This window comes from Enterococcus sp. LJL90, assembly GCF_056924355.1.
Genome location: NZ_JBXPBQ010000004.1, coordinates 100,423 through 122,448, shown reverse-complemented (window position 1 = coordinate 122,448; position 22,026 = coordinate 100,423). Strand labels below are relative to the sequence as shown.

General features: G+C 41.8%; 22 protein-coding genes. 4 read left to right on the top strand and 18 right to left on the bottom strand.

Going from position 1 to position 22,026, the window contains the following annotated elements; translation table 11 throughout:
* Window positions 1-9 precede the first annotated feature (9 nt).
* Window positions 10-612: a helix-turn-helix domain-containing protein gene (locus AC1Z3S_RS10700; protein ID WP_461740372.1), complete on the bottom strand. Its 603-nt coding sequence runs from the start codon at window positions 610-612 to the stop codon at window positions 10-12.
* 289 nt (window positions 613-901) lie between these two features.
* Between AC1Z3S_RS10700 and AC1Z3S_RS10695 the strand changes: the two genes are divergently transcribed.
* Entirely contained in the window at window positions 902-1,240 is a 339-nt protein-coding gene (locus AC1Z3S_RS10695) for a GNAT family N-acetyltransferase (protein WP_461740371.1), read from the top strand.
* Between the two features lie 20 nt (window positions 1,241-1,260).
* Window positions 1,261-1,452, top strand: a complete 192-nt coding sequence (locus AC1Z3S_RS10690; protein WP_461740370.1) for a hypothetical protein — start codon at window positions 1,261-1,263, stop codon at window positions 1,450-1,452.
* An 86-nt stretch (window positions 1,453-1,538) separates the two neighbouring features.
* Here AC1Z3S_RS10690 and AC1Z3S_RS10685 read toward each other — a convergent pair whose 3' ends face one another.
* On the bottom strand, window positions 1,539-1,889 hold the full coding sequence (locus tag AC1Z3S_RS10685) for a cyclophilin-like fold protein (RefSeq protein WP_461740369.1): 351 nt from the start codon (window positions 1,887-1,889) through the stop codon (window positions 1,539-1,541).
* Window positions 1,890-2,238: 349 nt separating this feature from the next.
* Here AC1Z3S_RS10685 and AC1Z3S_RS10680 point away from each other — a divergent pair, with 349 nt between their 5' ends.
* Window positions 2,239-3,516 carry an MFS transporter gene (locus AC1Z3S_RS10680; RefSeq protein WP_461740368.1) on the top strand — a complete coding sequence of 426 codons (1,278 nt, stop codon included), beginning with the start codon at window positions 2,239-2,241 and terminating at the stop codon, window positions 3,514-3,516.
* 68 nt (window positions 3,517-3,584) lie between these two features.
* Here the strand turns inward: AC1Z3S_RS10680 and AC1Z3S_RS10675 are convergent, their stop codons facing one another.
* The 3 genes from AC1Z3S_RS10675 to tyrS all read right to left on the bottom strand — a co-directional run bounded on the left by AC1Z3S_RS10675 (window position 3,585) and on the right by tyrS (window position 6,799).
* Window positions 3,585-4,475 carry a deoxyribonuclease IV gene (locus tag AC1Z3S_RS10675; protein ID WP_461740367.1) on the bottom strand — a complete coding sequence of 297 codons (891 nt, stop codon included), beginning with the start codon at window positions 4,473-4,475 and terminating at the stop codon, window positions 3,585-3,587.
* A 70-nt stretch (window positions 4,476-4,545) separates the two neighbouring features.
* Window positions 4,546-5,445: an AEC family transporter gene (locus tag AC1Z3S_RS10670; RefSeq protein WP_461740526.1), complete on the bottom strand. Its 900-nt coding sequence runs from the start codon at window positions 5,443-5,445 to the stop codon at window positions 4,546-4,548.
* A 91-nt stretch (window positions 5,446-5,536) separates the two neighbouring features.
* Window positions 5,537-6,799 carry a tyrosine--tRNA ligase gene (gene tyrS, locus AC1Z3S_RS10665; protein WP_461737890.1) on the bottom strand — a complete coding sequence of 421 codons (1,263 nt, stop codon included), beginning with the start codon at window positions 6,797-6,799 and terminating at the stop codon, window positions 5,537-5,539.
* 448 nt (window positions 6,800-7,247) lie between these two features.
* On the opposite strand from tyrS, the gene AC1Z3S_RS10660 reads away from it, so the two are divergent.
* Window positions 7,248-9,716, top strand: coding sequence for a transglycosylase domain-containing protein (locus tag AC1Z3S_RS10660; RefSeq protein ID WP_461740525.1), 2,469 nt, complete (start codon window positions 7,248-7,250; stop codon window positions 9,714-9,716).
* A 150-nt stretch (window positions 9,717-9,866) separates the two neighbouring features.
* Here AC1Z3S_RS10660 and AC1Z3S_RS10655 read toward each other — a convergent pair whose 3' ends face one another.
* The 13 genes from AC1Z3S_RS10655 to gcvPA form a co-directional block, all read right to left on the bottom strand.
* The gene (locus AC1Z3S_RS10655) at window positions 9,867-10,652 is read right to left on the bottom strand and encodes an acetyl-CoA carboxylase carboxyl transferase subunit alpha (RefSeq protein WP_461740366.1); all 786 of its coding nucleotides are present in this window, start codon (window positions 10,650-10,652) and stop codon (window positions 9,867-9,869) included.
* Window positions 10,652-11,515, bottom strand: coding sequence for an acetyl-CoA carboxylase, carboxyltransferase subunit beta (gene accD / locus AC1Z3S_RS10650; protein WP_461740365.1), 864 nt, complete (start codon window positions 11,513-11,515; stop codon window positions 10,652-10,654). The genes AC1Z3S_RS10655 and accD overlap by 1 nt, the downstream gene beginning before the upstream one ends.
* Window positions 11,516-11,550: 35 nt before the next feature.
* A complete protein-coding gene (locus AC1Z3S_RS10645) occupies window positions 11,551-12,915 on the bottom strand; it encodes an acetyl-CoA carboxylase biotin carboxylase subunit (protein WP_461737893.1) in 1,365 nt (454 codons plus the stop codon).
* A gap of 6 nt (window positions 12,916-12,921) precedes the next feature.
* Window positions 12,922-13,347: a 3-hydroxyacyl-ACP dehydratase FabZ gene (gene fabZ, locus AC1Z3S_RS10640; protein WP_265458923.1), complete on the bottom strand. Its 426-nt coding sequence runs from the start codon at window positions 13,345-13,347 to the stop codon at window positions 12,922-12,924.
* Between the two features lie 23 nt (window positions 13,348-13,370).
* Window positions 13,371-13,847: an acetyl-CoA carboxylase biotin carboxyl carrier protein gene (accB, locus tag AC1Z3S_RS10635; protein ID WP_461740364.1), complete on the bottom strand. Its 477-nt coding sequence runs from the start codon at window positions 13,845-13,847 to the stop codon at window positions 13,371-13,373.
* 115 nt (window positions 13,848-13,962) lie between these two features.
* The gene (fabF, locus tag AC1Z3S_RS10630; protein ID WP_461740363.1) at window positions 13,963-15,198 is read right to left on the bottom strand and encodes a beta-ketoacyl-ACP synthase II; all 1,236 of its coding nucleotides are present in this window, start codon (window positions 15,196-15,198) and stop codon (window positions 13,963-13,965) included.
* A 68-nt stretch (window positions 15,199-15,266) separates the two neighbouring features.
* The gene (gene fabG, locus AC1Z3S_RS10625; RefSeq protein WP_461740362.1) at window positions 15,267-16,004 is read right to left on the bottom strand and encodes a 3-oxoacyl-[acyl-carrier-protein] reductase; all 738 of its coding nucleotides are present in this window, start codon (window positions 16,002-16,004) and stop codon (window positions 15,267-15,269) included.
* On the bottom strand, window positions 15,994-16,935 hold the full coding sequence (gene fabD / locus AC1Z3S_RS10620) for an ACP S-malonyltransferase (protein ID WP_461740361.1): 942 nt from the start codon (window positions 16,933-16,935) through the stop codon (window positions 15,994-15,996). Before fabD ends, fabG begins: the two co-directional genes overlap by 11 nt.
* 171 nt (window positions 16,936-17,106) lie before the next feature.
* Window positions 17,107-17,337, bottom strand: a complete 231-nt coding sequence (locus tag AC1Z3S_RS10615) for an acyl carrier protein (RefSeq protein WP_265458918.1) — start codon at window positions 17,335-17,337, stop codon at window positions 17,107-17,109.
* A gap of 61 nt (window positions 17,338-17,398) precedes the next feature.
* Complete coding sequence (locus AC1Z3S_RS10610; protein WP_461740360.1) at window positions 17,399-18,367, bottom strand: beta-ketoacyl-ACP synthase III; 969 nt, start codon at window positions 18,365-18,367, stop codon at window positions 17,399-17,401.
* Between the two features lie 9 nt (window positions 18,368-18,376).
* Window positions 18,377-18,817, bottom strand: a complete 441-nt coding sequence (gene fabT / locus AC1Z3S_RS10605; RefSeq protein WP_265458914.1) for a fatty acid biosynthesis transcriptional regulator FabT — start codon at window positions 18,815-18,817, stop codon at window positions 18,377-18,379.
* A gap of 227 nt (window positions 18,818-19,044) precedes the next feature.
* A complete protein-coding gene (gcvPB, locus tag AC1Z3S_RS10600) occupies window positions 19,045-20,478 on the bottom strand; it encodes an aminomethyl-transferring glycine dehydrogenase subunit GcvPB (RefSeq protein ID WP_461740359.1) in 1,434 nt (477 codons plus the stop codon).
* 11 nt (window positions 20,479-20,489) lie between these two features.
* Window positions 20,490-21,809 carry an aminomethyl-transferring glycine dehydrogenase subunit GcvPA gene (gene gcvPA / locus AC1Z3S_RS10595; protein WP_461740358.1) on the bottom strand — a complete coding sequence of 440 codons (1,320 nt, stop codon included), beginning with the start codon at window positions 21,807-21,809 and terminating at the stop codon, window positions 20,490-20,492.
* Window positions 21,810-22,026 lie beyond the last annotated feature (217 nt).

Below are 22,026 nucleotides of genomic sequence, written 5' to 3'. Positions count from 1 at the left end.
GCGGTTTTTTTATGACAACAGCGGCTCAGCTTCTGCTAACAAGCCCTCTGCATTCAACAAACCATAATCTTTTTTCGAAATAACCAAGACTGGTGTTTCTGGAAAATCCGCCTCAATTTGTTCCTTCGCGTATCCATAAGTCGGCATCAGTAAAATCAGATCGGCCTTTGCTCCTACTGCTTTTATTTTAGCAGCTGAATGGGCCGTAACCTGATAATTTTTCCCGGCTTTTTTACTTAAGTTTTGCATTTTAGTAGCTAAAAATTGGCTGTACATCAAACCGTCCAACATAAAATTAGCGTCAATATCAAAAATAATAATCTGCTTTGGCTGCTCCTGTGTCTGGGTAATCTTCGTTGCTTTTTCCATTTTCTGGCTCCCCTTCTTGCCAAAAAGCTTTTCCAAAATCGTTGGCGGTTTTTGACCGAGGAGTTCATCCACCGAAACCTGAAAATAATTACTTAATGCCAGTAGCGTTTCCAAATCAGGATAACTTTTATTGTTCTCCCACTTCGAGATAGCCTGAGGCGTGACATGTAAAATTTCTGCCAATTGTTTTTGAGTCAGCTTTTTGGTGCTGCGTAATGTTTTAATTTTTAGGCCTAATTCCATCTTCAGATTACCTCCGGGTCATGCGCCTGGCAATTGAGCAGTCGTTGAGTGCCTGATTTTTGCACTTAACTGATGGTTGAGTTGTTGATTTACCAAGCTTCTTCTTATTCTGAGTATAACAAAGTCAAGCAAACTTTTGCTATCCCTTCCACATCACAATTAACATTAAACTTAGAAAGATAAAAACCTGCTGAAAATAAAATGAAATTTTTCTGAGCATTCCTATTGACTTCGAGTCCACTCCAACTTGTACACTAGAAACATCAACAACCCAGAAAGGATGAAGACGATGCTATCTATCCAATTAACCACACCATTAAGCAAAGATTTTTTTGAAGCAGTCTCCCTCAGAAAACAAACCAGTCCCAGTAAAATTAATTACCTTAAAGAACAAAAGTACATCACCTTTGTCGCTCGATACCAACAGCAAATTGTCGGTACCGCCTCTTTGCAAATTTTTACCAATTCATTGGGAAGAATTCGTGAAATTGCTGTCACTCCGGATTTTGAAAATAAATTTGTCGAACAACGGCTGGTCCGTTTCATTGAAGATTTCTTAACCACCCGCAACAGCGGCAATAAGCCAATTCTATTTGGAAAAAAAGCTTACTTAACGCAGGCCGTCTAACTAAAAAAGGAGCAACTATTATGACTGAAAGAAAAACAAGAAACTTACTCGAAGAAGAAAAAATCAAAATTGAATTAGAATTAAAAAATCAATACTACGGCGCCTTTGTCTCAAATGTTTTACACGATTCCCATAGACAGGCACTTAGAGTTAATCCTCAAGCTGATTCTGCTGAAGAAAATCAGCCTGAGACTGAAAAAATAGCTTGTTAAAGGATAAAAAACGGCCAGAGCATAAAAATACCGCCGCCAAAAAATAGGTTTTTGGCGGCGGTACAACGCTAAAGCCGTTTTTTTATTTATTCAATTACTTTATTCAGCAACATTTCTGGTTCGTGATCCAGTGCTTGCCAAGCCTGCTTGGTGTTGCCTAATTTAATCAACAGCCGATCTGTAGGCAGCTTTTGACTCTTCGTAAACAACCACAGACGTAAATTGGCCGGTTCATAACATAAATCACCGGCGTTCACCTCTTCAATCACTCGACCATTTTGGGAAATGGCGTTGGCCTGAGCCCGAAATTGTGCTTGGCAATCTTTTTCAAAAAAGATTGTTGCTGGACTGGTGGCGATAAATTCAGCCACACTTTGACTATCCAATAATTCTATAGGGAACTTTTGCTGGCCGATATAAATATTTGTTTGTGCCATCGCTGCAAACCTCCTTGAACCTCTTTATAAACTAAGGATACAACTTGAAGTGAACTCTAAGGCAAGTATTTTGCTGCAAAATAATAAAAAAAATTGCTGTAGCTAAAATATTCTAGTCTACTAAGTGTCTCACAAAGTACGAAAAGTGCACTCATGAAGGTGGCGGCTTCTTAACAAGGGAGCCAAAAAAATTTTTTCCTCTATCTAAGCCAGCCTTTTTATTTTTTCAAGGAGAAAACAGCAAAATTTTTTACTTACGCCAAAAATTCTATTATTTCTTTTTTAAAAGAGCTTTCTCAAAGGCTTTTGGCTGTGCTAAACTTGAATTAATTCACCTAAGGAGTTATTTATGGAAACTAATTTTGATTTAAAAGGTTGGCGCAAAAATTTTTATATCTTTTTAAGCGGGCAATTCCTTTCCGGTATCACCAGTATGATTGTCCAATATGCAATCATTTGGTATTTGACCCGGGAAACCGGCTCGGCAACAGTTTTAAGTTTGGCTACCTTATTAGGTATGCTTCCGATGGTTTTGCTCTCACCTTTCGTCGGCCCACTAATTGACCGTTGGGATAAAAAACGTCTGTTAATCATCACAGATATTGTAGTGTCAATTTTTGCCATTATTTTGGCTGTCACCGGCACTTTGGCAAATCATTTTCCCTTGTGGCTGGTCTTTATTTCCCTGTTGATGCGCTCGGTGGCCCAAACGTTTCAAATGCCGACAATTCAATCCATTTTGCCCACGATGGTTCCAGAAGATCAGCTGACCAAAGTCAATGGTCAATTAGGCATGGTCCAATCCGCCAATTTTATTATCGCTCCTGCCTTAGGGGCCTTTCTCTACGCTGTTGTGCCGATCAACCTTTTGATTTTGTTGGATGTATTGGGTGCGGTTTTCGGCGTCAGCCTGATGATTTTAGTGCGTATTCCTAAAGTTGTCTCGCAGGGAGAAAAAATTCAGCTTTTAGCCGATACTAAATTTGGTTTTCAAAAACTTATCAGCAATCGCGGGCTGTGGTACATCACCTTAATTGGTGCGGCTTTCACGTTAATTTATATGCCGGCTGCCAGTATGTACCCGCTAATGACCATGCAGTATTTTAATGGCACCGTTGGACAAGCGGGTTTAGTTGAAGTGATTTATTCAGTCGGGATGCTCTTAGGCGGCAGTCTAATCGGCTTTTTTGGAAATTGGAAAAATCGGATGCTGCCGGTGTTAATTTCTTATATCGTAATTGGTGTCACGACTGGTTTAGGCGGTATTTTACCGGGCAATCAAACGGGCTTTTTATGGTTTGTCGGATTAAACGCTTTTGCTGGCATCGCCACACCATTTTTTAATACGATGTTGATGGCGATGATTCAGCAAAGCTATCCAGCAGCCCAATTAGGCCGAATTTTAGGCGTTTTAAATTCTTTAATCAGTTTAACCGGACCCGTCGGTTTAATTTTTGCCGGACCGCTAGCGGATTTTTTAGGGGTAGAAAAACTGTTTATGATTGCCGGGATTGGCACACTTATCTGTGGTGTCGCAACTTGGCTCGTCCCTGCTGCTCGTAATTATGATCGTCAACTACAAAAAAAATTGGCCGAAAATTCCTCCTTGAAAGATTCGCCCGAATAAAAAAGAACTGCTTTTGTTAACCGACCTTATTTTTAAGGTTGGCGATAACAAAGCAGTTCTTTTTTCTATTAACTATTCATAATCTTTTCTAATAAATCGGGGTCAAAGGTTTGTTCCTTGAAACTTTCAATTTCAAATTTATAAGGAGCTTTTTTATTTTTCTTGTCCTCACCGACGTAGGGAGTTTCCAAAATTTTAGGAACGTCGCTAAATTTCTCATGGTGTACAATTTTATTCAGTGCATCAAAGCCAATCGTGCCAAAGCCGATATTGGCATGGCGATCTTTATGGGAGCCTTGAGGATTTTTTGAATCATTGATATGCAAAACTTGCAGGCGTTCTAAGCCAATCACCTTATCAAATTCAGTTAATACACCGTCAAAGTCTTCTTTGATATTATATCCGGCATCATTGGTGTGGCAGGTATCAAAGGTCACGGATAATTTTTCATTTAACGTCACACCGTCAATAATTTGTGCTAATTCTTCAAAGGTGCGGCCGACTTCCGTCCCTTTACCAGCCATCGTTTCTAAAGCAATTTTAGCTTTTTGATTCTTCGTCAAGACTTCATTTAAGCCTTTAACAATTTGCTGAATCGCCGCATCCGGACCAGCGCCAACGTGGGCTCCTGGATGCAACGTAATTTGTCGGGCACCTAATGCTTCGGCCCGTTCAATTTCAGCCCGTAAAAATTCCGTTGCAAAACCAAAATTTTCTGGCTTAATTGTATTGCCTAAATTAATAATATACGGAGCGTGCACCACAATATTGGAAAGATTATGCTCTTCCATAAAAGCTTCGCCAGCGGGAATATTCATTTCATCGATTGCTTTCCTGCGGGTATTTTGTGGCGCTCCGGTATAAATCATAAAGGTACTGGCACCATAACTAGCCGCTTCTTCAGCTGCCCCTAAGAGCATTTTTTTTCCGCTCATACTTACGTGTGATCCAATTAACATCTTGTCCTCCATTTTTCTGCTTTTCATTTAGACTAACCAAAAACCTGCTACAACTCAACTTTTTTGTCTGCTAGAGTAAAATAGTTAAAGCGCCGGTCATCAGCGCAAAACTGATTAGAAAACTAATTGAAGAGGCAAAGCCGACCGCCTCAGCCTTCATCCCAGCCGCTACTGAATTAATTACCCCGAAAGTCGGCACTGGACCCAGACAAAGCAGGCACAAAACTGTTTTCATCATGGCAGGAATCGGCAAAAGAAAAATAATTATTGCCATCACAATGCCGCCACCATAGCGAGTAGCTAAAACCTTTACGACAATTTTTTGATAAGCTTTCGGTAAGACCAATTCCAGATACAAGCCAATCATCAGCATCGATAAAAAGGTATTGGCACTGCCAGCAACTTCTGTTACAGATAAGACAAAAGCCGGTAAATTAATCGATAATAAGCGAATCAGTAACATCAAAACATAAGTTGTAAAAGGAACCGAAGCAAACAGACGTTTTAAAATCTTCAACAAAGAAAAATCATCTTTGATCTTCTCCAAGCGATCGATAAAAATCGTCGTTCCACCAGAAAGCATAATGCTGTTGCCGATATCAAACATCGCCAGATAAGGGACCGCCACCGGCAAAAAGCTTTGGATGAAGGGCAGAGCAAAATTGCCGATATTGTAACCAGAACTGCTGAACATCACAAAGCGTCGTTCCGCTTCTAAAGGTTGCTTGCGGGTAGTTAGATAGCCAATCAAAACCATCAGACCATTAAACAAGAAGCCTATTAAAACTAAAATCAACAGCCCTTGTTCAATCACCAAAGTCGACATATTGGTAATCACGGCAGCCGGCAGCGTCAAATTAATAATAATTTTTGAAATGATATCGCCGTCTCGTTTGGCTAACAGATTCCAGCGTTTTAATAAATAACCAAAAATAATAATGGTAAACAACGCAAAAGCGTTCATTAACACAACAGCCAAAATATTCTCCTCCATGTAATAGAAAAAGCTGGGAGTTAAAATTCCCAGCTTTTTTTCTTCTTAAGCGACACTCATCTGCTTTTTAAAATTTCAATAGGAAATATTTTTTCTTTCCTCGACGAACAACAGTGAATTGACCGGAAATTTTATCGCTGTCAGCTAGCTGATAAGCTAAATCAGTTTGGCGTTCACCGTTAAGGTAAATCGCACCGTTTTGGATATCTTCTCTGGCTTGACGTTTAGAAGCTTCAATTCCAGAAGCAATCAACAAATCAACTAAGTTCAAACTCTCATCAGTTTGCACTTCATAGCTCGGCACATCTTTAAAGCCTTGTTTGATTTCTTCAGCTGTTAACCCTTTGATATCTCCACTGAAAAGAGCTTCTGAAATATGAACTGCTTGTTCGTAGGCCGCAGGGCTGTGAACTAAACTCGTCACCTCTTTAGCTAGAGCTTTTTGAGCAGCTCGGCCTTCTGGTGCAGCTGTAAACTCCGCTTCAATTGCGGCAATCTCAGCCAAACTCAAGAAAGTGAAATATTTCAAAAATTTCACGGCATCCCGATCATCGGTATTAATCCAAAATTGATAAAATTCATAGGGGGAGGTTTTCTCGGCATCTAGCCACACTGCATTACCTTCTGTTTTACCAAATTTTGTGCCGTCTGCTTTGGTGATTAACGGCATGGTCATGCCAAAACCTTGGACTTCTTTTTCTCGGCGTAATAATTCAATTCCCGAAGTGATATTGCCCCATTGATCACTGCCGCCTAATTGCAATAGACAGCCGTGGGTTTCGTATAATTTTAGAAAATCATAAGCTTGTAATAATTGGTAAGCAAATTCAGTGTAAGAAATTCCGGTTTCAATTCGGCGCTTCACACTTTCTTTACTCATCATATAATTAATCGTAAAGTTTTTACCGACATCCCGTAAAAATTCAATTAAACTAATTTCACCTAACCAATCATAGTTATTGGCCACCAGTGCTGGATTTTTTTGATCTTCAAAATCAATAAAACGTGACAGCTGATCTTTGATACTAGCTGACCAATTTTTGACAGTATCTAAAGTGTTTAATTGACGCTCTTGGTCTTTAAATGACGGGTCTCCAATCATACCGGTACCACCGCCAACTAAAGCAATCGGCACATGGCCATTTTGTTGGAAACGACGCAAAGTTAAAATCGGTAATAGATGCCCGATATGCAAACTATCAGCAGTCGGGTCAAAGCCGATATACAGCTTGACAGACTCTTCATTTAATTGTTTTGTTAATGCTTCTTCGTCAGTGACTTGATGAACCAAGCCCCGCAGCTTTAATTCTTCAAAAAAGCCTGAACTCATGTTGTTTCCTCCTAATTTAGCTAAGTTATTAATTTTTGGTAAAAGTTTGTGGCTAGTGCCGTTGTTTCTAATAGAAAATTACTGCCCTGCCTTGGCCTTCATCAGCCGGTTCTTTTTGTTAGAAGCTTGGTAATCGGTCAGTGTAAACCAAACAGCAATCGGCGAAAATTCTACTAGTCGACTCTTAAAACCCGCTGAAACCGTCTGAAAAACGGTTCTACAAAAGATTTTAGCCATGCTGTACATACTTATTCATATTAACTGAAATAGCGTTGAAATAAAAGGGCAAAGTCTAGAATCTAGCGGGAAAATGCGATTTTTTTTTGGAATAGACCTATTTGTCCGCAAACCTATTCATTTATTTTGATTTTTGCTATAATACCATGAAGACTTTTATTTACTTTTCGGGAATTCTCAAGTCTTTGCAAGGAGGGAAAAGCTTTTGCCAATGGATCATGAGCAGCAGCAACAGCTCAAAAAAGTTGAAAAAAAAGCTGGGTTTATTACAAATGTGACACTAGGCATCTTCCAATCACTTTTTGTCTTTGTGATTGTCATTCTTTTGTTTCTAGGAGCATTAGGAGCAGGAATCGGGGCTGGTTATTTCGCCTCGCTAGTAGCAGATACCAGTTTAATGGAACGGGATGATTTTGACCGGGCCTTTGGAAATATCACAGAAACATCTTATTTAAATTATGCTGATGGCAGCCAGATTGCCACCATCAGTTCAGATTTATTAAGAACAACCGTTTCATCAGAAGAAATTTCTACCTTACTAAAGAATGCCATCGTCAGTGTCGAGGATGAAAATTTTTATGAACACTCCGGCTTTGTGCCAAAAGCCGTTTTACGGGCTTTGATTTCTGAAGTTACTGGCTTAGGTTCCTCTGGTGGTTCAACTCTGACGCAACAATTGATTAAGCAGCAGGTCTTAACGGATGAAACGACCTTTGACCGAAAAGCCAATGAAATATTATTGGCGGCTCAGGCCGAAAAATTTTATACCAAAGATGAAATCGTCACAACCTATTTAAATGTTTCACCCTTTGGCCGTAATAATCGCGGTCAAAATATCGCCGGCGTTCAAGAAGCCGCAGAAGGCATTTTTGGCGTCAGTGCAGCGGAAGTCAACTTAGCCCAAGCCGCTTTTATTGCTGGCTTGCCTCAAAGCCCGATTGTTTACAGTCCTTACACGCAAGGCGGTGCTTTGAAGGAAGATTATTCAGCTGGATTAGAACGCAAGGACGAAGTATTATTTGCGATGTATCGAGAGGGTTTGATTTCAGAAGCGGATTATAATGATGCTAAAAATTATGATTTGGCTGCTGACTTTTTACCGCAGGCCACTGCCGAAACTGATGATCGAGATTTTCTTTACTATTCGGTGATGGATGAGGCTATCAATGTCTTAGCTGAGCAGTTGGCTTTAAATGATGGTTTGTCCGAAACAGACTATCAAGAATCAACTAATATGAATCAATATTTAACCAGAGCCGAACGACAAATCGAAAATAACGGCTACACGGTTACTTCAACAATTGACCAGTCATTGTACGACTCCATGCAACAAGCAGCCGTCGATTACGGCTACATGCTTCAAGATGGTTCCGGCAATGAAGTTCAAACGGGAACCGTTATGATGGACAATACCACCGGAAAAATCTTAGCCTTTCTCGGTAGCTTAGATTATTCCACAAATCAAAATAATCATGCCCTAACCACTCAACGGCAGCCGGGTTCGACAATCAAACCGGTCTTAGCCTATGGTCCCGCCGTCGATCAAGGATTGATTGGGACCGAATCAAAAATTGCCAGTTATGAAGTAAAATATAAAACTGTCGATCAACCAATTCAAAATGCGAATGGTGTCTCAGGTGTGGGCAATTTTCTATCAACCCGTGCTGCCTTACAAGCTTCAGATAATGTTACCGCCTATCATACTTACCAAGAAATTCAAGATACTTTAGGCGCTAATTATGTCTATGAAAATTATTTATCAAAAATGAATTTTCCTGACAATGGCGACTGGAACACGGAATCTGCTCCATTAGGTACCTCAATTGTTACCGTTTTGGATATGGTAAATTCTTATCAAACATTAGCGAACGGCGGTAACTATCTAGAAGGTTATCTAGTGGAAAACATTGTCGACAATGCCGGCAATGTGATTTATCAGCATCAAGCCGATCCTGTTCAAGTCTACAGTCAGTCTGCCGCTTCCATTATGAATAATTTAATGGAAAGCGTCATTACAGCAGCTCAGACGACCTCCTTTAAAGGAATCTTAACCGGTTTAAACTCGCCAATTGGCCAAGCTGATTGGGCCGGAAAAACCGGGACTACAGAAGATAATACCGATTCTTGGTTAATTGTGCAGACACCGGCGATTACCATTGGCAACTGGTCTGGTAAAGATGATAATAGTGCCCTCTATGGCTACTCTGGTGTTAGGAGCGGTAACTTTTTAGCCTATATGGTCAACCGCCTCTACCAAACCAACAGTACTGTCTTTGGCGCTGATCAGAAATTTTCTTTATCATCTGATGTTCAATCTGTTCAGGTTTCAGATGTGACGGGTTTAAGAAAAGGCAACTTTACCTATGAAAACAAAAGTTATTCAGATCCCGGCAGCTTAGTCACCTCACTGTGGGCATCAGGAGCCACTATCGCCAATAGTCGTTACAACTTTGGCATTGGCGGCACCACAGAAAATTATCAAAGTTATTGGGCGCAGCACACTGCTAGTTCGACAACCTCGTCTTCAGATTCTAGAAGTAGCGGCTCTAATTCAAATAATTCAACAACCACAGATAATGACAGTGATGATGCTGATAGCGACACGGAAACGGATAACAATAATACTGATGAAGAGACCCCTGCAAATGATACAATTACTGAAGGGAATAATACTGAATAAACAAAATGAGGCTGTACAATTAGTTTTTTAACAGATGAAAGCCGAACTATCTTATACTTGCAACTGCGGTCCAGTAGGTCCTCATCGCAAATATAAGATAGTTCGGCTCTGTTTTAACTAATTGTACAGCCTCTTTAATATTTTTTTAAATTAAAAATTACGGAAACGCTGATAACGTTCAGCCAAAAGTGTTTCTGAATCCTTTTTACTTAATTCTGTTAATTTTTCAATTAAAGCCTTTTGCACCAAACGATTGATTTTGTCTTGTGGCAAAGCTTCGCCGTTAAAGGTTTCTGGAATCACCCGTTCAATGACAGCCATATCTTGGAGCTCATTAGCTGTGATTTTCATCAGCTCAGCTGCTTCAGCCGCCCGTGAGCCATCCTTCCAAAGAATTGATGCAAAGCCTTCTGGTGATAAAATGGCATAAATGCTATGCTCCATCATCCAGACCTCATCTGCAACGCCCAACGCTAAGGCGCCACCGCTGCCACCTTCACCGATAATAATAGCGATAATTGGAACCTTTAAATCTGACATTTCCATCAAATTTTTAGCGATAGCTTCCCCTTCGCCTCGTTCTTCAGCACCGACGCCACAAAAAGCGCCGGCTGTATTGATTAGGGTAATCACTGGTCGTTTGAATTTCTCCGCTTGTTTCATCAAGCGCAACGCCTTGCGGTAACCTTCCGGATTAGGAGCCCCAAAATTCCGTTTGATATTGTCCTGTAAATCCTTACCCTTTTGAATGCCAACCACTGTCACCGGCTTGCCGGCTAATTTAGCGACACCGCCGACAATTGCACTGTCATCTGCGAATAAACGATCACCATGAAACTCTTGAAAGTCATCAAAAATCGTTTCAAAATAATCTAAGCTGGTGGGGCGGTCCTGCTTTCTGGCTAATTGAACAATTTCATTTGCAGTTAAAGCCATTAGTTCCACCCCTCCATTGTATGCATGATTAATAACTCACTTAAACGCTCTTTTAATTCCGTGCGGGGTACGATTTGATCAACAAAGCCGTGGGCCAATAAAAATTCTGCTTTTTGAAAGTCCTCCGGCAGTTCTTGTTTGATGGTTTGCTCAATAACTCGCCGACCGGCAAAGCCAATCAGGCTTTGCGGCTCCGCTAAAATAATGTCGCCTTCCATCGCAAAACTTGCGGTCACACCGCCCGTCGTTGGATCGGTTAAGACCGTAATATATAACAATCCAGCGTTACTGTGGCGTTTGACCGCCGCAGAAATTTTCGCCATCTGCATCAAAGAAAATATTCCTTCCTGCATCCGAGCGCCGCCAGAGGCTGTGAAAATAACCACTGGTAATTTTTCTGCCAAGGCCTTTTCAAAGAGACGGGTAATTTTTTCACCGACCACGGTGCCCATGCTACCCATGATAAAATTGGCATCCATAACACCAATCGCCACCGAATTACCATTAATCTTGGCTTTTCCCGTGACCACAGCTTCATGCAAATCAGTTTTTTCCCGCAGCTGCTCAATCTTACTAAGATAGTTAGGAAAATCTAGCGGATCTTTAGTTTCAACCTCGGTATCCCATTCTCGAAAACTTTTGCTGTCAACCGTTAAGGCTAAACGCTCCCAAGCGTTAATCCGAAAACTGTAGCCGCAATAAGGGCAAATTTTTTCCGTGCCGATGTCCTTCGTGTAAATGGTTCGTTTACACGAAGGGCACTTAGCAAACATATCATCGGGAACCTCCGGCTTGCTGCTGGGTTGTCCGGGACGATTGGGATTGATGCGAATATAATTTTTGTTCTTTTTAAACAGCGCCAATTTCACGCCTCCTTCATTTTTCAGCCCAGATTAATTTAATCCTCTGGTGACCAGTTTGGTAAAAAGGTTTCTTGTAAAAAGGCTGTATCATAATCACCAGCTAAAACTTGGGGATGGCTGATTAAGTCTAATTGAAACTCCGCATTCGTGACAACGCCTTCTGTCACCAGCTCGCTTAAAGCCCGCTGCATCTTCATCAAGGCTTCAAAGCGGCTTTCACCGTGGACAATCACTTTTGCAATCATCGAATCGTAATACGGGGGAATAGTATAACCTGAATACATGGCGCTGTCCACCCGCAGTCCCATACCGCCGCTTGGCAGTAATAAATTTTTAATTTTTCCCGGTGAAGGAGCAAAATTAAAGGCCGGATTTTCCGCATTGATGCGGCATTCAATTGCATGTCCGCTAAAACAAATATCAGCCTGCTGCAACTCTAAGGGTAAACCTGCGGCAATTTCAATTTGCTTTTTAACCAAGTCAACACCGGTCACCATTTCAGTTACCGGATGCTCCACTTGGATGCGAGTATTCATTTCCATAAAATAAAAATCCCCTGCTTCGTCCATCAAAAATTCAATAGTGCCGGCATTTTGATAGTTTACCGCCTGCGCTGCTCGAACCGCCGCTGCGCCTAAATCTTGACGCTTTTGCTTGCCGATGACAACCGAGGGGGATTCTTCTAAAACTTTTTGGTTGTTCCGCTGCAAAGAGCAATCCCGTTCACCAAGATGAATGATATTGCCAAAGGCGTCCCCTAAAATTTGGACCTCAATGTGACGAGCCGGATAGACAATTTTTTCCAAATACATATCGCCATTGCCAAAAGCGGCTAGGGCTTCTGAACTGGCAGATTGAAAATGCTGCGGCAATTCCTCAGCTGTTAAAACTTTACGAATCCCTTTGCCACCACCACCGGCTGCTGCTTTTAGCATCACCGGATAACCGATTTCTTCAGCAATTTTCAAAGCTTCTTCGACGTTGGCAACAGCACCATCACTGCCGGGAATTACTGGCACGTTGGCTTCTAGCATTAACGTGCGGGCATTGATTTTATTGCCCATTGCATCAATGGTCGCGCCTTTTGGTCCAATAAATGTAATATTTAATTCTTCACACATCGATGCAAAGCGGCTATTTTCAGATAAAAAACCAAAGCCGGGATGAATCGCCTGAGCGTTTGTCACAATCGCAGCACTTAAAACTTGTTGAATATTTAAATATGAATCGGTCGCTTTGGCCGGTCCAATACAAATTGCTTCATCTGCTAACTGGGTGTGGAGCGCTTCTCGGTCCGCTTCTGAATAAACAGCGACCGTCGCAATGCCCATCTCACGACAAGCACGGATAATCCGCACGGCAATTTCTCCCCGGTTGGCGATTAGAACTTTTGTAAACATAGACACCTATCCAATCATAAAAGTTAACTCGGCCTCGGCGACTTTTTTGCCGTTTACATAGGCAATCCCTTTACCGATGCCAGCTACTTTTTTTACTTTAATTATTTCAACTTCTAACATTAAGGTGTCGCCGGGCACCACTTTCTGACGAAATTTAGCTTTGTCGATGCCGCCAAAATAAGCGGTTTTGCCTTTAAAATCCGGCAATGACAGTAAAGCAACGGCTCCAGCCTGTGCTAAGGCTTCTAAAATTAAAACGCCGGGCATTACTGGGTTACCGGGAAAATGTCCTTGAAAAACTTGTTCATTGAAGGTGACATTTTTCTTGGCAACGACCCGCTTGCCTTCTTCTAACTCCTCCACGCCATCAATCAAAAGCATTGGATAACGATGGGGAATAATTTCTTTGATTTCTTCAATTGATAATTTCATTTGCTTTATCCTTTTTGAGTAGTTTATTGAATACGGAATAACGGTTGGCCGAATTCTACCACGGCTTCATTTTCCACTAGAATTTCAGCGACCACGCCGTCAATTTCACTAGTGATTTCGTTCATGACCTTCATCGCTTCCACGATACAAATAATGTCACCTTTTTTTACAGTGTCGCCGACTGCTTTAAAGTTTCCTTGGTCTGGTGATGGTGATAGATAGACGACACCCACAATTGGTGAAACAATTTCGGTACCAGATTCCACAACGAACATTTCTGTCGGTCCATCATTGCTACCAATTACTTCAGCTGCCGGTGTTACGGGTATCGGTTGTGAACTAACTAGTGGTGCTTCTGTCACAGCAACAGTTGTTTGCTGGCCACGGATCATGTCATTTTTGTTCATATATAATTCAAAAGAGCTTTCCTTTAAGTCAAACTCTGTCAGGCTGGATTGGTCAAAACTTTTTAATAAATCTTTGACTTCATTAATATTCATGAATAATTGCTCCTCACTGTCTACACAGTTTCAAAAAATAATTGCAAAAAACGGGTCTAAAGACTTCCAACTAAAATGCTCTAGACACCTTAGACCCGTAAAAATAAAATATAAATTAAGCTTCCCAACGCTTCAAGCAAAGAACCGCATTGTGACCGCCAAAACCTAGTGAATTACTTAAAGCATAAGTAATCTCAGCTGGTTTGCTTTCGTTGATGACTACGTTAACTTCAACGTCTGAATCTAATTCAGTTACATTGATGGTTGGTGGAATAAATTGCTCCTGTAAAGCAACTAGGGCCGCTACCGCTTCAATTCCGCCAGCTGCACCTAATAAGTGACCTGTCATTGACTTAGTTGAGCTGACATATGGTTTGGCATAATCGTCACCTAACGCCAGCTTAATAGCTTTAGATTCTGCTACGTCATTTGTTGGCGTGCTTGTTCCGTGGGCATTGATGTAACCAACTTCAGCCGGAGTAATTCCCGCTTCAGCCATTGCCAACTTCATTGCCTTAGAGGCACCTGAGCCATCTGGTGTTGGAGCAGTCATATGATAAGCATCACAGTTTGCACCATAGCCGACAACTTCACCTAAAATGGTTGCGCCACGTTTTTCGGCATGCTCTAAAGATTCTAAAAGGAATACACCAGCGCCTTCTCCCATCACAAAGCCGTTGCGGTGAGCATCAAAAGGTCGAGAACCAGTTGCTGGGTCAGTTGCCGTTGATAAAGCCGTCAATGCAGCAAAACCGGCAATGCCGATTTCACAAATTGAAGCTTCAGCGCCACCAGCTAACATAACATCTTGATAGCCATGTTTGATATTTCTAAAGGCTTCACCAATCGAATGGGTTCCGCTGGCACAAGCCGTAACAATTGCTGTACAAATTCCTTTTGCGCCAACTTTCAAAGCGATATTGCCGGCCGCCATGTTGGCAATCGACATCGGCACGAACATTGGTGACACCCGTTGTGGGCCTTTTTCGTTCATGCGAGTGACTTGATCTTGAATCGTTGGCAGTCCACCGATACCGGAACCTACCATCACACCGAAGCGATCTGCATCGGTATCTTCGGCTTTCAAATTAGCCATTTCCATCGCTTCTAAAGCCGCATAAATTCCATATAAAGAAAACCAGTCCATCCGTTTGGCATCTTTTTTAATAAAGTATTTATCATAAGGAAAATCTTTGACTTCCCCCGCTAACGAAATGCCGGTTTCGCTGGCATCAAATTTAGTAATCGGACCAATGCCGTTAGTGCCGGCTTTTAAACTATTTCTAAAGGTCTCAGCATCGTTGCCAATCGGCGAAGCAACACCATAACCAGTAATTACTACTCGTGTCATTTTTATTCCTCCTATTTAAGGTAATCCATTTTTCCAGAAACTCAGGTGTCAAACACGCTGAATTTTTTTTAGCCGTTCATCACTAAGCCACCATCAACATTGATAACTTGACCGGTGATATATTGATTTTGCGCTAAAAACAAAGCCGTTTGGGCAACTTCTTCAACATTGCCATAGCGTTTTAAAGGAATTTGCTCAACAGTCTGTTCTTTGACCTTGTCAGAGAGAACTTCTGTCATGTCCGTTTCGATAAAACCTGGGGCAATCGCATTGACCGTAATCCCACGGGCAGCAGCTTCCCGGGCAACGGATTTTGTAAAACCGACAACGCCAGCCTTACTAGCAGCATAATTAGCTTGTCCAAGGTTGCCCATCAATCCAGAAACGCTGGCCAAATTGATAATCACGCCTTCTCTGAGCTTCATCATTTTCTTCAAAGCGTGCTGAGTCATATTAAAAGTACCAGTTAAATTGATTTTGATAACTTCTTCAAAATCAGCAGCCTTCATGCGAATTAATAATTTATCATCGGTGATTCCGGCATTATTGATTAAGATATGCACGGGACCTAAATTAGCTTCCGCCTCTGCCAACATGCTAGCGGCGTTATCAAAATCAGCAATATCGCCAGAAACTCCGATACATTTCACGCCATAAGCAGTAATCTCAGCAACTTGTTCATCTGAAATCTGGCTGCGGCCATTTAAAATAATATTGGCGCCCGCTTTAGCAAATGCGTGGGCCAAAGCTTTGCCGATGCCCCGGGTACTGCCAGTGATAAAAACATTTTTATCCTTAATTTCCATTGCTTCCTCCTGATAACAGCGCTAACGTTTCAGTGAGGGTTTTACTATCCTCAACGCGGCTGTGTTGGATTGTCTTATCGATTTTTTTCAAAAAGCCGGTCAAGGTTTTACCAGGACCAACTTCAATCATCGTGTCGATGCCTAAGCCCTGCAACGTTGCAACACTTTCATAAAAGCGCACCGGTGACATGACTTGCCTTGTTAATAAATCTTTGACTTGATTTTTTTCCATCACCTGAGCGGTTGTATTGCTGACAACCGGTACTTTAAAATCGTGAAAAGTCACGTCTTCTAAAGCTACTGCCAATTTTTCAGCAGCAGGTTTTAGTAAGGCTGTGTGGAAAGGTCCACTGACATTAAGGGGCATCATTCGTTTTGCACCTTTTGCAGTTAAAATTTCCATCGCCTTGTCAACGGCTGCTACTTCACCGCCAATTACGATTTGTTGTGGCGTATTGTAATTCGCTGGTGAGACGATGCCAAATTGGCTAGCCTCCCGACAGCTTTCTTCAATCACTTCAACTGGTGTGTTCATGACTGCTACCATTTTTCCGACGCCTTTTGGTGCGGCGGTTGCCATATACTGACTGCGTTTAGCAATCAAGGCGATTGCATCAGCAAAGCTTAATGCTCCGCTAGCAACTAAAGCTGTATATTCTCCCAAACTCAATCCGGCGGCCGCGTCGTAGGTAATGCCTTTTTCCTGCAATACTCGCAAAAATCCTACACAGACGGTCAAAATTGCTGGTTGGGTAAATTCTGTTTGATTTAAACGTTCATTTTCGGTGAAACACAATTCAGCGACGTCATAGCCTAAACTAGCGCTGGCCTCGGCAAAGGTCTCCCTCATAATCGCTTCTTGTTCGTATAATTCTTTTCCCATTCCGGGATATTGAGCACCCTGTCCACTAAATAATAAGGCTGTTTTCATGGTAGTTCCTTTCTCATCAGCAAAATAGCAGTAGGGACTGGGACATAATCCGGCGCAAATGTTTTGGTTCAAGCCTTTGTGACAGCCGGGCATAGAATCCAGCCATCACAAAAGCTTAAACGTCTTCAGAACATTTTGGCCGTTAACTTATGTCACAGTCCCACTAATTTTTTATTTTTCTGCTAATTGTTTTTCAACATAAGTAACTAAGTCTTGAACGGTTGCAATGCCGTCTTCCGTTTCAATTTTGACATCGAACTCGTCTTCAATTTCATTGATGATTTGGAAAAGGTCTAAGCTGTCTGCTTCCAAGTCTTCTTGGATGTTTGTTGTCAATTGAATTTCTTCAGCGTCCTTACCTAATTCTTCTACAATGATGCCTTGAATTTTTTCGAATACCATAATAAATCCTCCGATTGTTTTGTTAGTTTTCTTGAGCAGTGCTCTGTATATGCAAACGGTCCTAAACGGTGACCAGGAGACTTCCCCAGGTTAAGCCGCCGCCATAACCCGTTAACATCAATTTTTGATTTGATCCCAGCTGGATGGTGCCGGCTTGAACGGCTTCATCTAATAAAAGCGGGATACTAGCTGCTGACGTGTTGCCATAGTCAGCCATATTGGTGAGAAATTTTTCTCGTGGCACCTTCAACTTGCGGGCAATTTTATCAATAATCCGCTCATTTGCTTGATGCAATAAATAATAATCAATCGTATCTTTTTCTTCTGCCGCAACTGCTGAGATGTTTTTGACAACATCTCTCGTGGCAAAATCAAAAATATCGCGACCATTCATCTGTAAAAAATACTCATCTGTCGGTGGCTCTTGCCAAAAGGGACTGTCAAAATTTTTCTTACCAGCCGTCAGACTCTTTTGCCGAGTACCATCAGAGGCCAACAGTTCTCGGTGAAAATGTTGCACATCGCTGGCTTCAACTACGACTCCAGCGGCGCCATCCCCGAATAAAACAGCAGTACTGCGGTCTTCCCAATCTAATAATTTTGAAGTGGTTTCGCCGCCGATGACTAGTCCTCTTTGATAGCCGCCACGAATAAATTTTTCAGCAGTGGCTAAGCCAAAGACAAATCCAGAACAAGCAGCCGTTACATCAAAAGCAAAGGCTTGCGTAGCCCCAATTGCCCCTTGGACCATACAGGCCACTGAAGGACAGGTGTAATCTGGTGACATGGTTGCGACAATAATAAAATCTAAACTATCTGCTGAAAAATTATTTTCAGCGATAAGTTTTTCAGCAACTTGGATACATAAATCCGAAGTATCTTCGCCAGTCGTGATATGACGAGCGTGAATGCCTGTCCGACTGGTTATCCATTCATCTGAGGTCTCCATCATTTCGGAAAGCTGATCGTTGGTTACCCGATTAGCCGGCACATAACTAGCAGTAGCAGTAATTTTTGCATAATTTTTCATCCGTGATCCTCACTTATAAGAATGCAGAAAATCATGAAGGTTTTTTAACGCTTTTAACAACGCCGTTTCTTCATCTTTTTCCATTCCTGTCAAAATATTTTTCACCATTTGCCGATGAAAATGCTGGTGCACTCGGAATAAAAGTTTTCCTTTTTTGGTAAGTCCCAGCTTCACTACTCGGCGATCATCTTCGCTGCGGATGCGTTCGACATACTCTTTTTTGACAAGACGATTGATTGCCGTCGTCAGGGTCCCAACGGTAATCGACAATTCTTTAGCAACTTCGGAAGTGGTTTTTTTGCGATACATGCCAATGGCTTCAATCGTGTGCATTTCTGTTATCGAGACATCATCGAATCGCGACTTTTTTAATTCCGATTCTTCAATTGTCAAAATATCATTAAAGATGCTCACTAAATAGTCGTTGACTGTTTCTAAATTCGGTTCCATGGTCCACCACCAATTAGTTTGATTATCAAATCATTTGATGTTCAAACTATATCTTACTAAAAAAAAAAATGCAATAGGATTTTAACAATAATTTCTAGACATTCTCAAGAAATAATTGTCAAAAACCCGTTGCATTCTTTTAAACCTATGCAAAATCAGCATTTCATACTTATTCAATTTAGTTTGATTATGAAACTTTTTTGAGAAGCTTTAACTTTTTTTAAGATTTAATCAAAGAGATAGCGAATTTGCGGATTGCGGGCAGCCCCCACCTCATCCACTCGCCCGACTGGTGTCGTCAATGGATACTCATGGAAAACTTCACCATTTTCCATAGCTTGGTCGTACAGGTCCAAGAAAATTTGAATTGCTTCATCTAAGGTTTGTTTTGATTCAGTTTCAGTCGGCTCTAACATTAACGCCTCTGGAACAATTAGCGGGAAGTACATGGTTGGCGGATGCATTTGATAATCCAGTAAAGCTTTTGCCATATCCAAAGCACTTACACCTGTTTGTTTTTTCAGCTGACTTAAACTAATTACAAATTCATGCATACAATGGTCGCCATAAGGGACTTGATATTTTTCCTTGAGTCCATGGAGTAAATAGTTGGCGTTTAAAACAGCGGCTTTAGCTGAGGCGGTGATACCGTCGCCACCAAGCGTCAGCAAGTAGGTCAAAGCTCGCGTCAAAATTGAAAAATGGCCGTAAAAGCCTTTGACCTGACCAATTGTATGTTTTGGTGTGGTGAAGGCCCAAGTTCCATTCGTTTCAACTGGATAATAATCCGGCAGAAAATCCTTTAAAATTGCTTTGCAGCCGACAGGTCCCATGCCGGGGCCGCCGCCACCGTGGGGAGTTGAAAAAGTTTTATGGATATTTAAATGAACAACATCAAAACCCATGTCCCCCGGGCGCACAATCCCCATAATCGGATTTAAGTTGGCCCCGTCATAGTAATTTAGGCCACCAGCATCATGTACAATTTTTGTAATTTCCGTAATGTTTGGATCAAAAATTCCAACCGTATTTGGATTGGTCAACATTAAGCCAGCAGTATCTGGTCCAACCGCCGCCTTTAAGGTCTCTAAATCGACACAGCCAAATTCATCTGACGGAATATTAACAGTTTCAAAGCCGGCCATCGCCGAACTGGCGGGATTCGTTCCGTGAGCGGAATCCGGCACAATAATTTTGGTTCTGTGATGGTCTCCGTTCAGCTCGTGATAGGCTTTAATCATCAGCAAAGCGGTTAACTCACCATGGGCGCCAGCAGCCGGTTGAAAAGTAAAAGCGTCCATGCCGTTGATTTCACTTAACCAGCTTTCGGCCGTCGTCATCACCTCAAGTGCACCTTGAATTGTTTCAACTGGTTGCAAAGGATGAATCTCTTTAAAGCCCTCCAAGCCGGCCATTTCATCATTGACTTTCGGATTGTATTTCATCGTACAAGAACCGAGGGGATAAAACCCATCGTTGACCCCAAAACTTTCTTTAGCCAGTTGAGTATAATGACGGCTCAATTCATTTTGAGAAAGTTCTGGCAGATGCAAGTCAGTCTGGCGCCGCAAATTTTCAGGAATTGCGCTGCTTGGCACATCGCTAGCGCCTAGCCAATCCGTTTCGTAACCGGGAATGCTTCTTTCAAAAACTAATTTCATCGTGGCACCTCCTAAACTTTCTCAGAAATCATCTGGGCCACAGCGGCTACCACCAAATCAATTTCTGCTTTTGTATTCATTTCAGTTGCACACCAGAGCAGGCCTTTGTCTGTAGGCAGGCCGCCTAAGATATTTTGCTTAGCTAATTCTGCTAATAAAATTTCGTCATCAATTGGCATTTCCGTGACAAACTCGTGGAAAAAGTTTTGACTTAAAATTTTGATTCCGGGAATTTTTGCCAGCTCGGCTGCAAAATAGTGGGCCTTGTCATAGGATTGCTGAGCGACTTTTGCCAAACCATTTGGTCCCATTGCGCTGAGATAAATTGAGACAGTCAGGGCACAGTGGGCTACATTGGAACAGATATTAGAATTAGATTTTTCCCGCCGAATATGTTGCTCTCTAGCCTGCAACGTTAAAACAAAAGCTCGGCGGCCTTGATTATCAACTGTTTGTCCGGCAATCCGGCCAGGAAGTTTACGAATCATTTTATTGCTAGTCGCCATAAAACCAATATAAGCACCGCCGAAATTTAGTGGCAATCCCAAAGGTTGGGCTTCTCCCACCGCAATATCTGCGCCTAATTCCCTCGGAGATTTCAATAATGCATTGGTCATCGGATTAACAGAAAGAACTGATTTACTTTGATTTTCATGCGTCAGGGAAATGATTTCTTCAACATTTTCCAAAGTTCCCCAATAATTTGGTTGCTGAACAATCGTACAGGCAACAGTTTCATCTAGTTGCCCCTTCAAAGCTGCTATATCCAATTGATTATCAACTTCTGGAATTAATACGATTTCGACATCGCGATAACGGTAATAGGTTTCAATTGTTACAATCGTCATCGGATGCATTGTTGCCGCCACTAAAACTTTTTTCCGTTTCTTATCTGTGCACATATTCACCGCTTCAGCTGCCGCCGTCGCTCCATCATACACCGAAGCATTCGCCGCTTCCATCCCCGTCAGCTCACAAATCAGCGTTTGGTATTCAAAAATAGATTGCAAAATTCCTTGGCTAATTTCCGGTTGATATGGTGTATAAGCGGTCATAAATTCTTCTTTACCGGCAATTTGCTGAACGACTGACGGAATATAATGACGATATGCCCCGGCGCCTCTAAAGACTGTTGGGAAAACTTGGTTTTTGTGGGCCAACTGACTCATTGCTTGACGGACTTCCCGCTCACTTTTTCCGGCTGGTAAATTCAATTGACTTACTCTAACCGCCTCAGGAATTTCTTTAAATAAATCCTCTAACTGATTGAGGCCGATTTTTTGAAGCATCTCCTGCTGTTCTGCGGAGGTGGTGCCGATATAGTTTGCCATGATGTGCCTCCTCATTCATATTAAGGTATTGAATTTCTTTCAGAAATTTAGTTTGATTTTCATTCCGTATACCATTCCACTAAACTGCTGGCTGTTTACAGAACTGTGAAAAGTGGAACTGGTGTCCTTGCTCATTTTTAGGTAATAAATTTCTTCCAGAAATTTAGTTTTATTTTCGCGCCGTATACCATTCCACTAGACTGCTGGCTTTTTGCAA

Excerpts from the sequence above, each read along its gene's own strand:
- AC1Z3S_RS10695 (WP_461740371.1), top strand. The coding sequence starts at position 902 with ATGCTATCTATCCAATTAACCACACCATTAAGCAAAGATTTTTTTGAA.
- AC1Z3S_RS10685 (WP_461740369.1), bottom strand. The coding sequence starts at position 1,889 with ATGGCACAAACAAATATTTATATCGGCCAGCAAAAGTTCCCTATAGAA.
- AC1Z3S_RS10660 (WP_461740525.1), top strand. The coding sequence starts at position 7,248 with ATGGATCATGAGCAGCAGCAACAGCTCAAAAAAGTTGAAAAAAAAGCT.
- tyrS (WP_461737890.1), bottom strand. The coding sequence starts at position 6,799 with ATGAGTTCAGGCTTTTTTGAAGAATTAAAGCTGCGGGGCTTGGTTCAT.
- AC1Z3S_RS10610 (WP_461740360.1), bottom strand. The coding sequence starts at position 18,367 with ATGAAAAATTATGCAAAAATTACTGCTACTGCTAGTTATGTGCCGGCT.
- fabT (WP_265458914.1), bottom strand. The coding sequence starts at position 18,817 with ATGGAACCGAATTTAGAAACAGTCAACGACTATTTAGTGAGCATCTTT.
- AC1Z3S_RS10700 (WP_461740372.1), bottom strand. The coding sequence starts at position 612 with ATGGAATTAGGCCTAAAAATTAAAACATTACGCAGCACCAAAAAGCTG.
- AC1Z3S_RS10615 (WP_265458918.1), bottom strand. The coding sequence starts at position 17,337 with ATGGTATTCGAAAAAATTCAAGGCATCATTGTAGAAGAATTAGGTAAG.
- fabZ (WP_265458923.1), bottom strand. The coding sequence starts at position 13,347 with ATGAAATTATCAATTGAAGAAATCAAAGAAATTATTCCCCATCGTTAT.
- AC1Z3S_RS10645 (WP_461737893.1), bottom strand. The coding sequence starts at position 12,915 with ATGTTTACAAAAGTTCTAATCGCCAACCGGGGAGAAATTGCCGTGCGG.
- fabG (WP_461740362.1), bottom strand. The coding sequence starts at position 16,004 with ATGGAAATTAAGGATAAAAATGTTTTTATCACTGGCAGTACCCGGGGC.
- fabF (WP_461740363.1), bottom strand. The coding sequence starts at position 15,198 with ATGACACGAGTAGTAATTACTGGTTATGGTGTTGCTTCGCCGATTGGC.
- accB (WP_461740364.1), bottom strand. The coding sequence starts at position 13,847 with ATGAATATTAATGAAGTCAAAGATTTATTAAAAAGTTTTGACCAATCC.
- gcvPB (WP_461740359.1), bottom strand. The coding sequence starts at position 20,478 with ATGAAATTAGTTTTTGAAAGAAGCATTCCCGGTTACGAAACGGATTGG.
- AC1Z3S_RS10680 (WP_461740368.1), top strand. The coding sequence starts at position 2,239 with ATGGAAACTAATTTTGATTTAAAAGGTTGGCGCAAAAATTTTTATATC.
- gcvPA (WP_461740358.1), bottom strand. The coding sequence starts at position 21,809 with ATGGCAAACTATATCGGCACCACCTCCGCAGAACAGCAGGAGATGCTT.
- fabD (WP_461740361.1), bottom strand. The coding sequence starts at position 16,935 with ATGAAAACAGCCTTATTATTTAGTGGACAGGGTGCTCAATATCCCGGA.
- AC1Z3S_RS10690 (WP_461740370.1), top strand. The coding sequence starts at position 1,261 with ATGACTGAAAGAAAAACAAGAAACTTACTCGAAGAAGAAAAAATCAAA.
- AC1Z3S_RS10655 (WP_461740366.1), bottom strand. The coding sequence starts at position 10,652 with ATGGCTTTAACTGCAAATGAAATTGTTCAATTAGCCAGAAAGCAGGAC.
- AC1Z3S_RS10675 (WP_461740367.1), bottom strand. The coding sequence starts at position 4,475 with ATGTTAATTGGATCACACGTAAGTATGAGCGGAAAAAAAATGCTCTTA.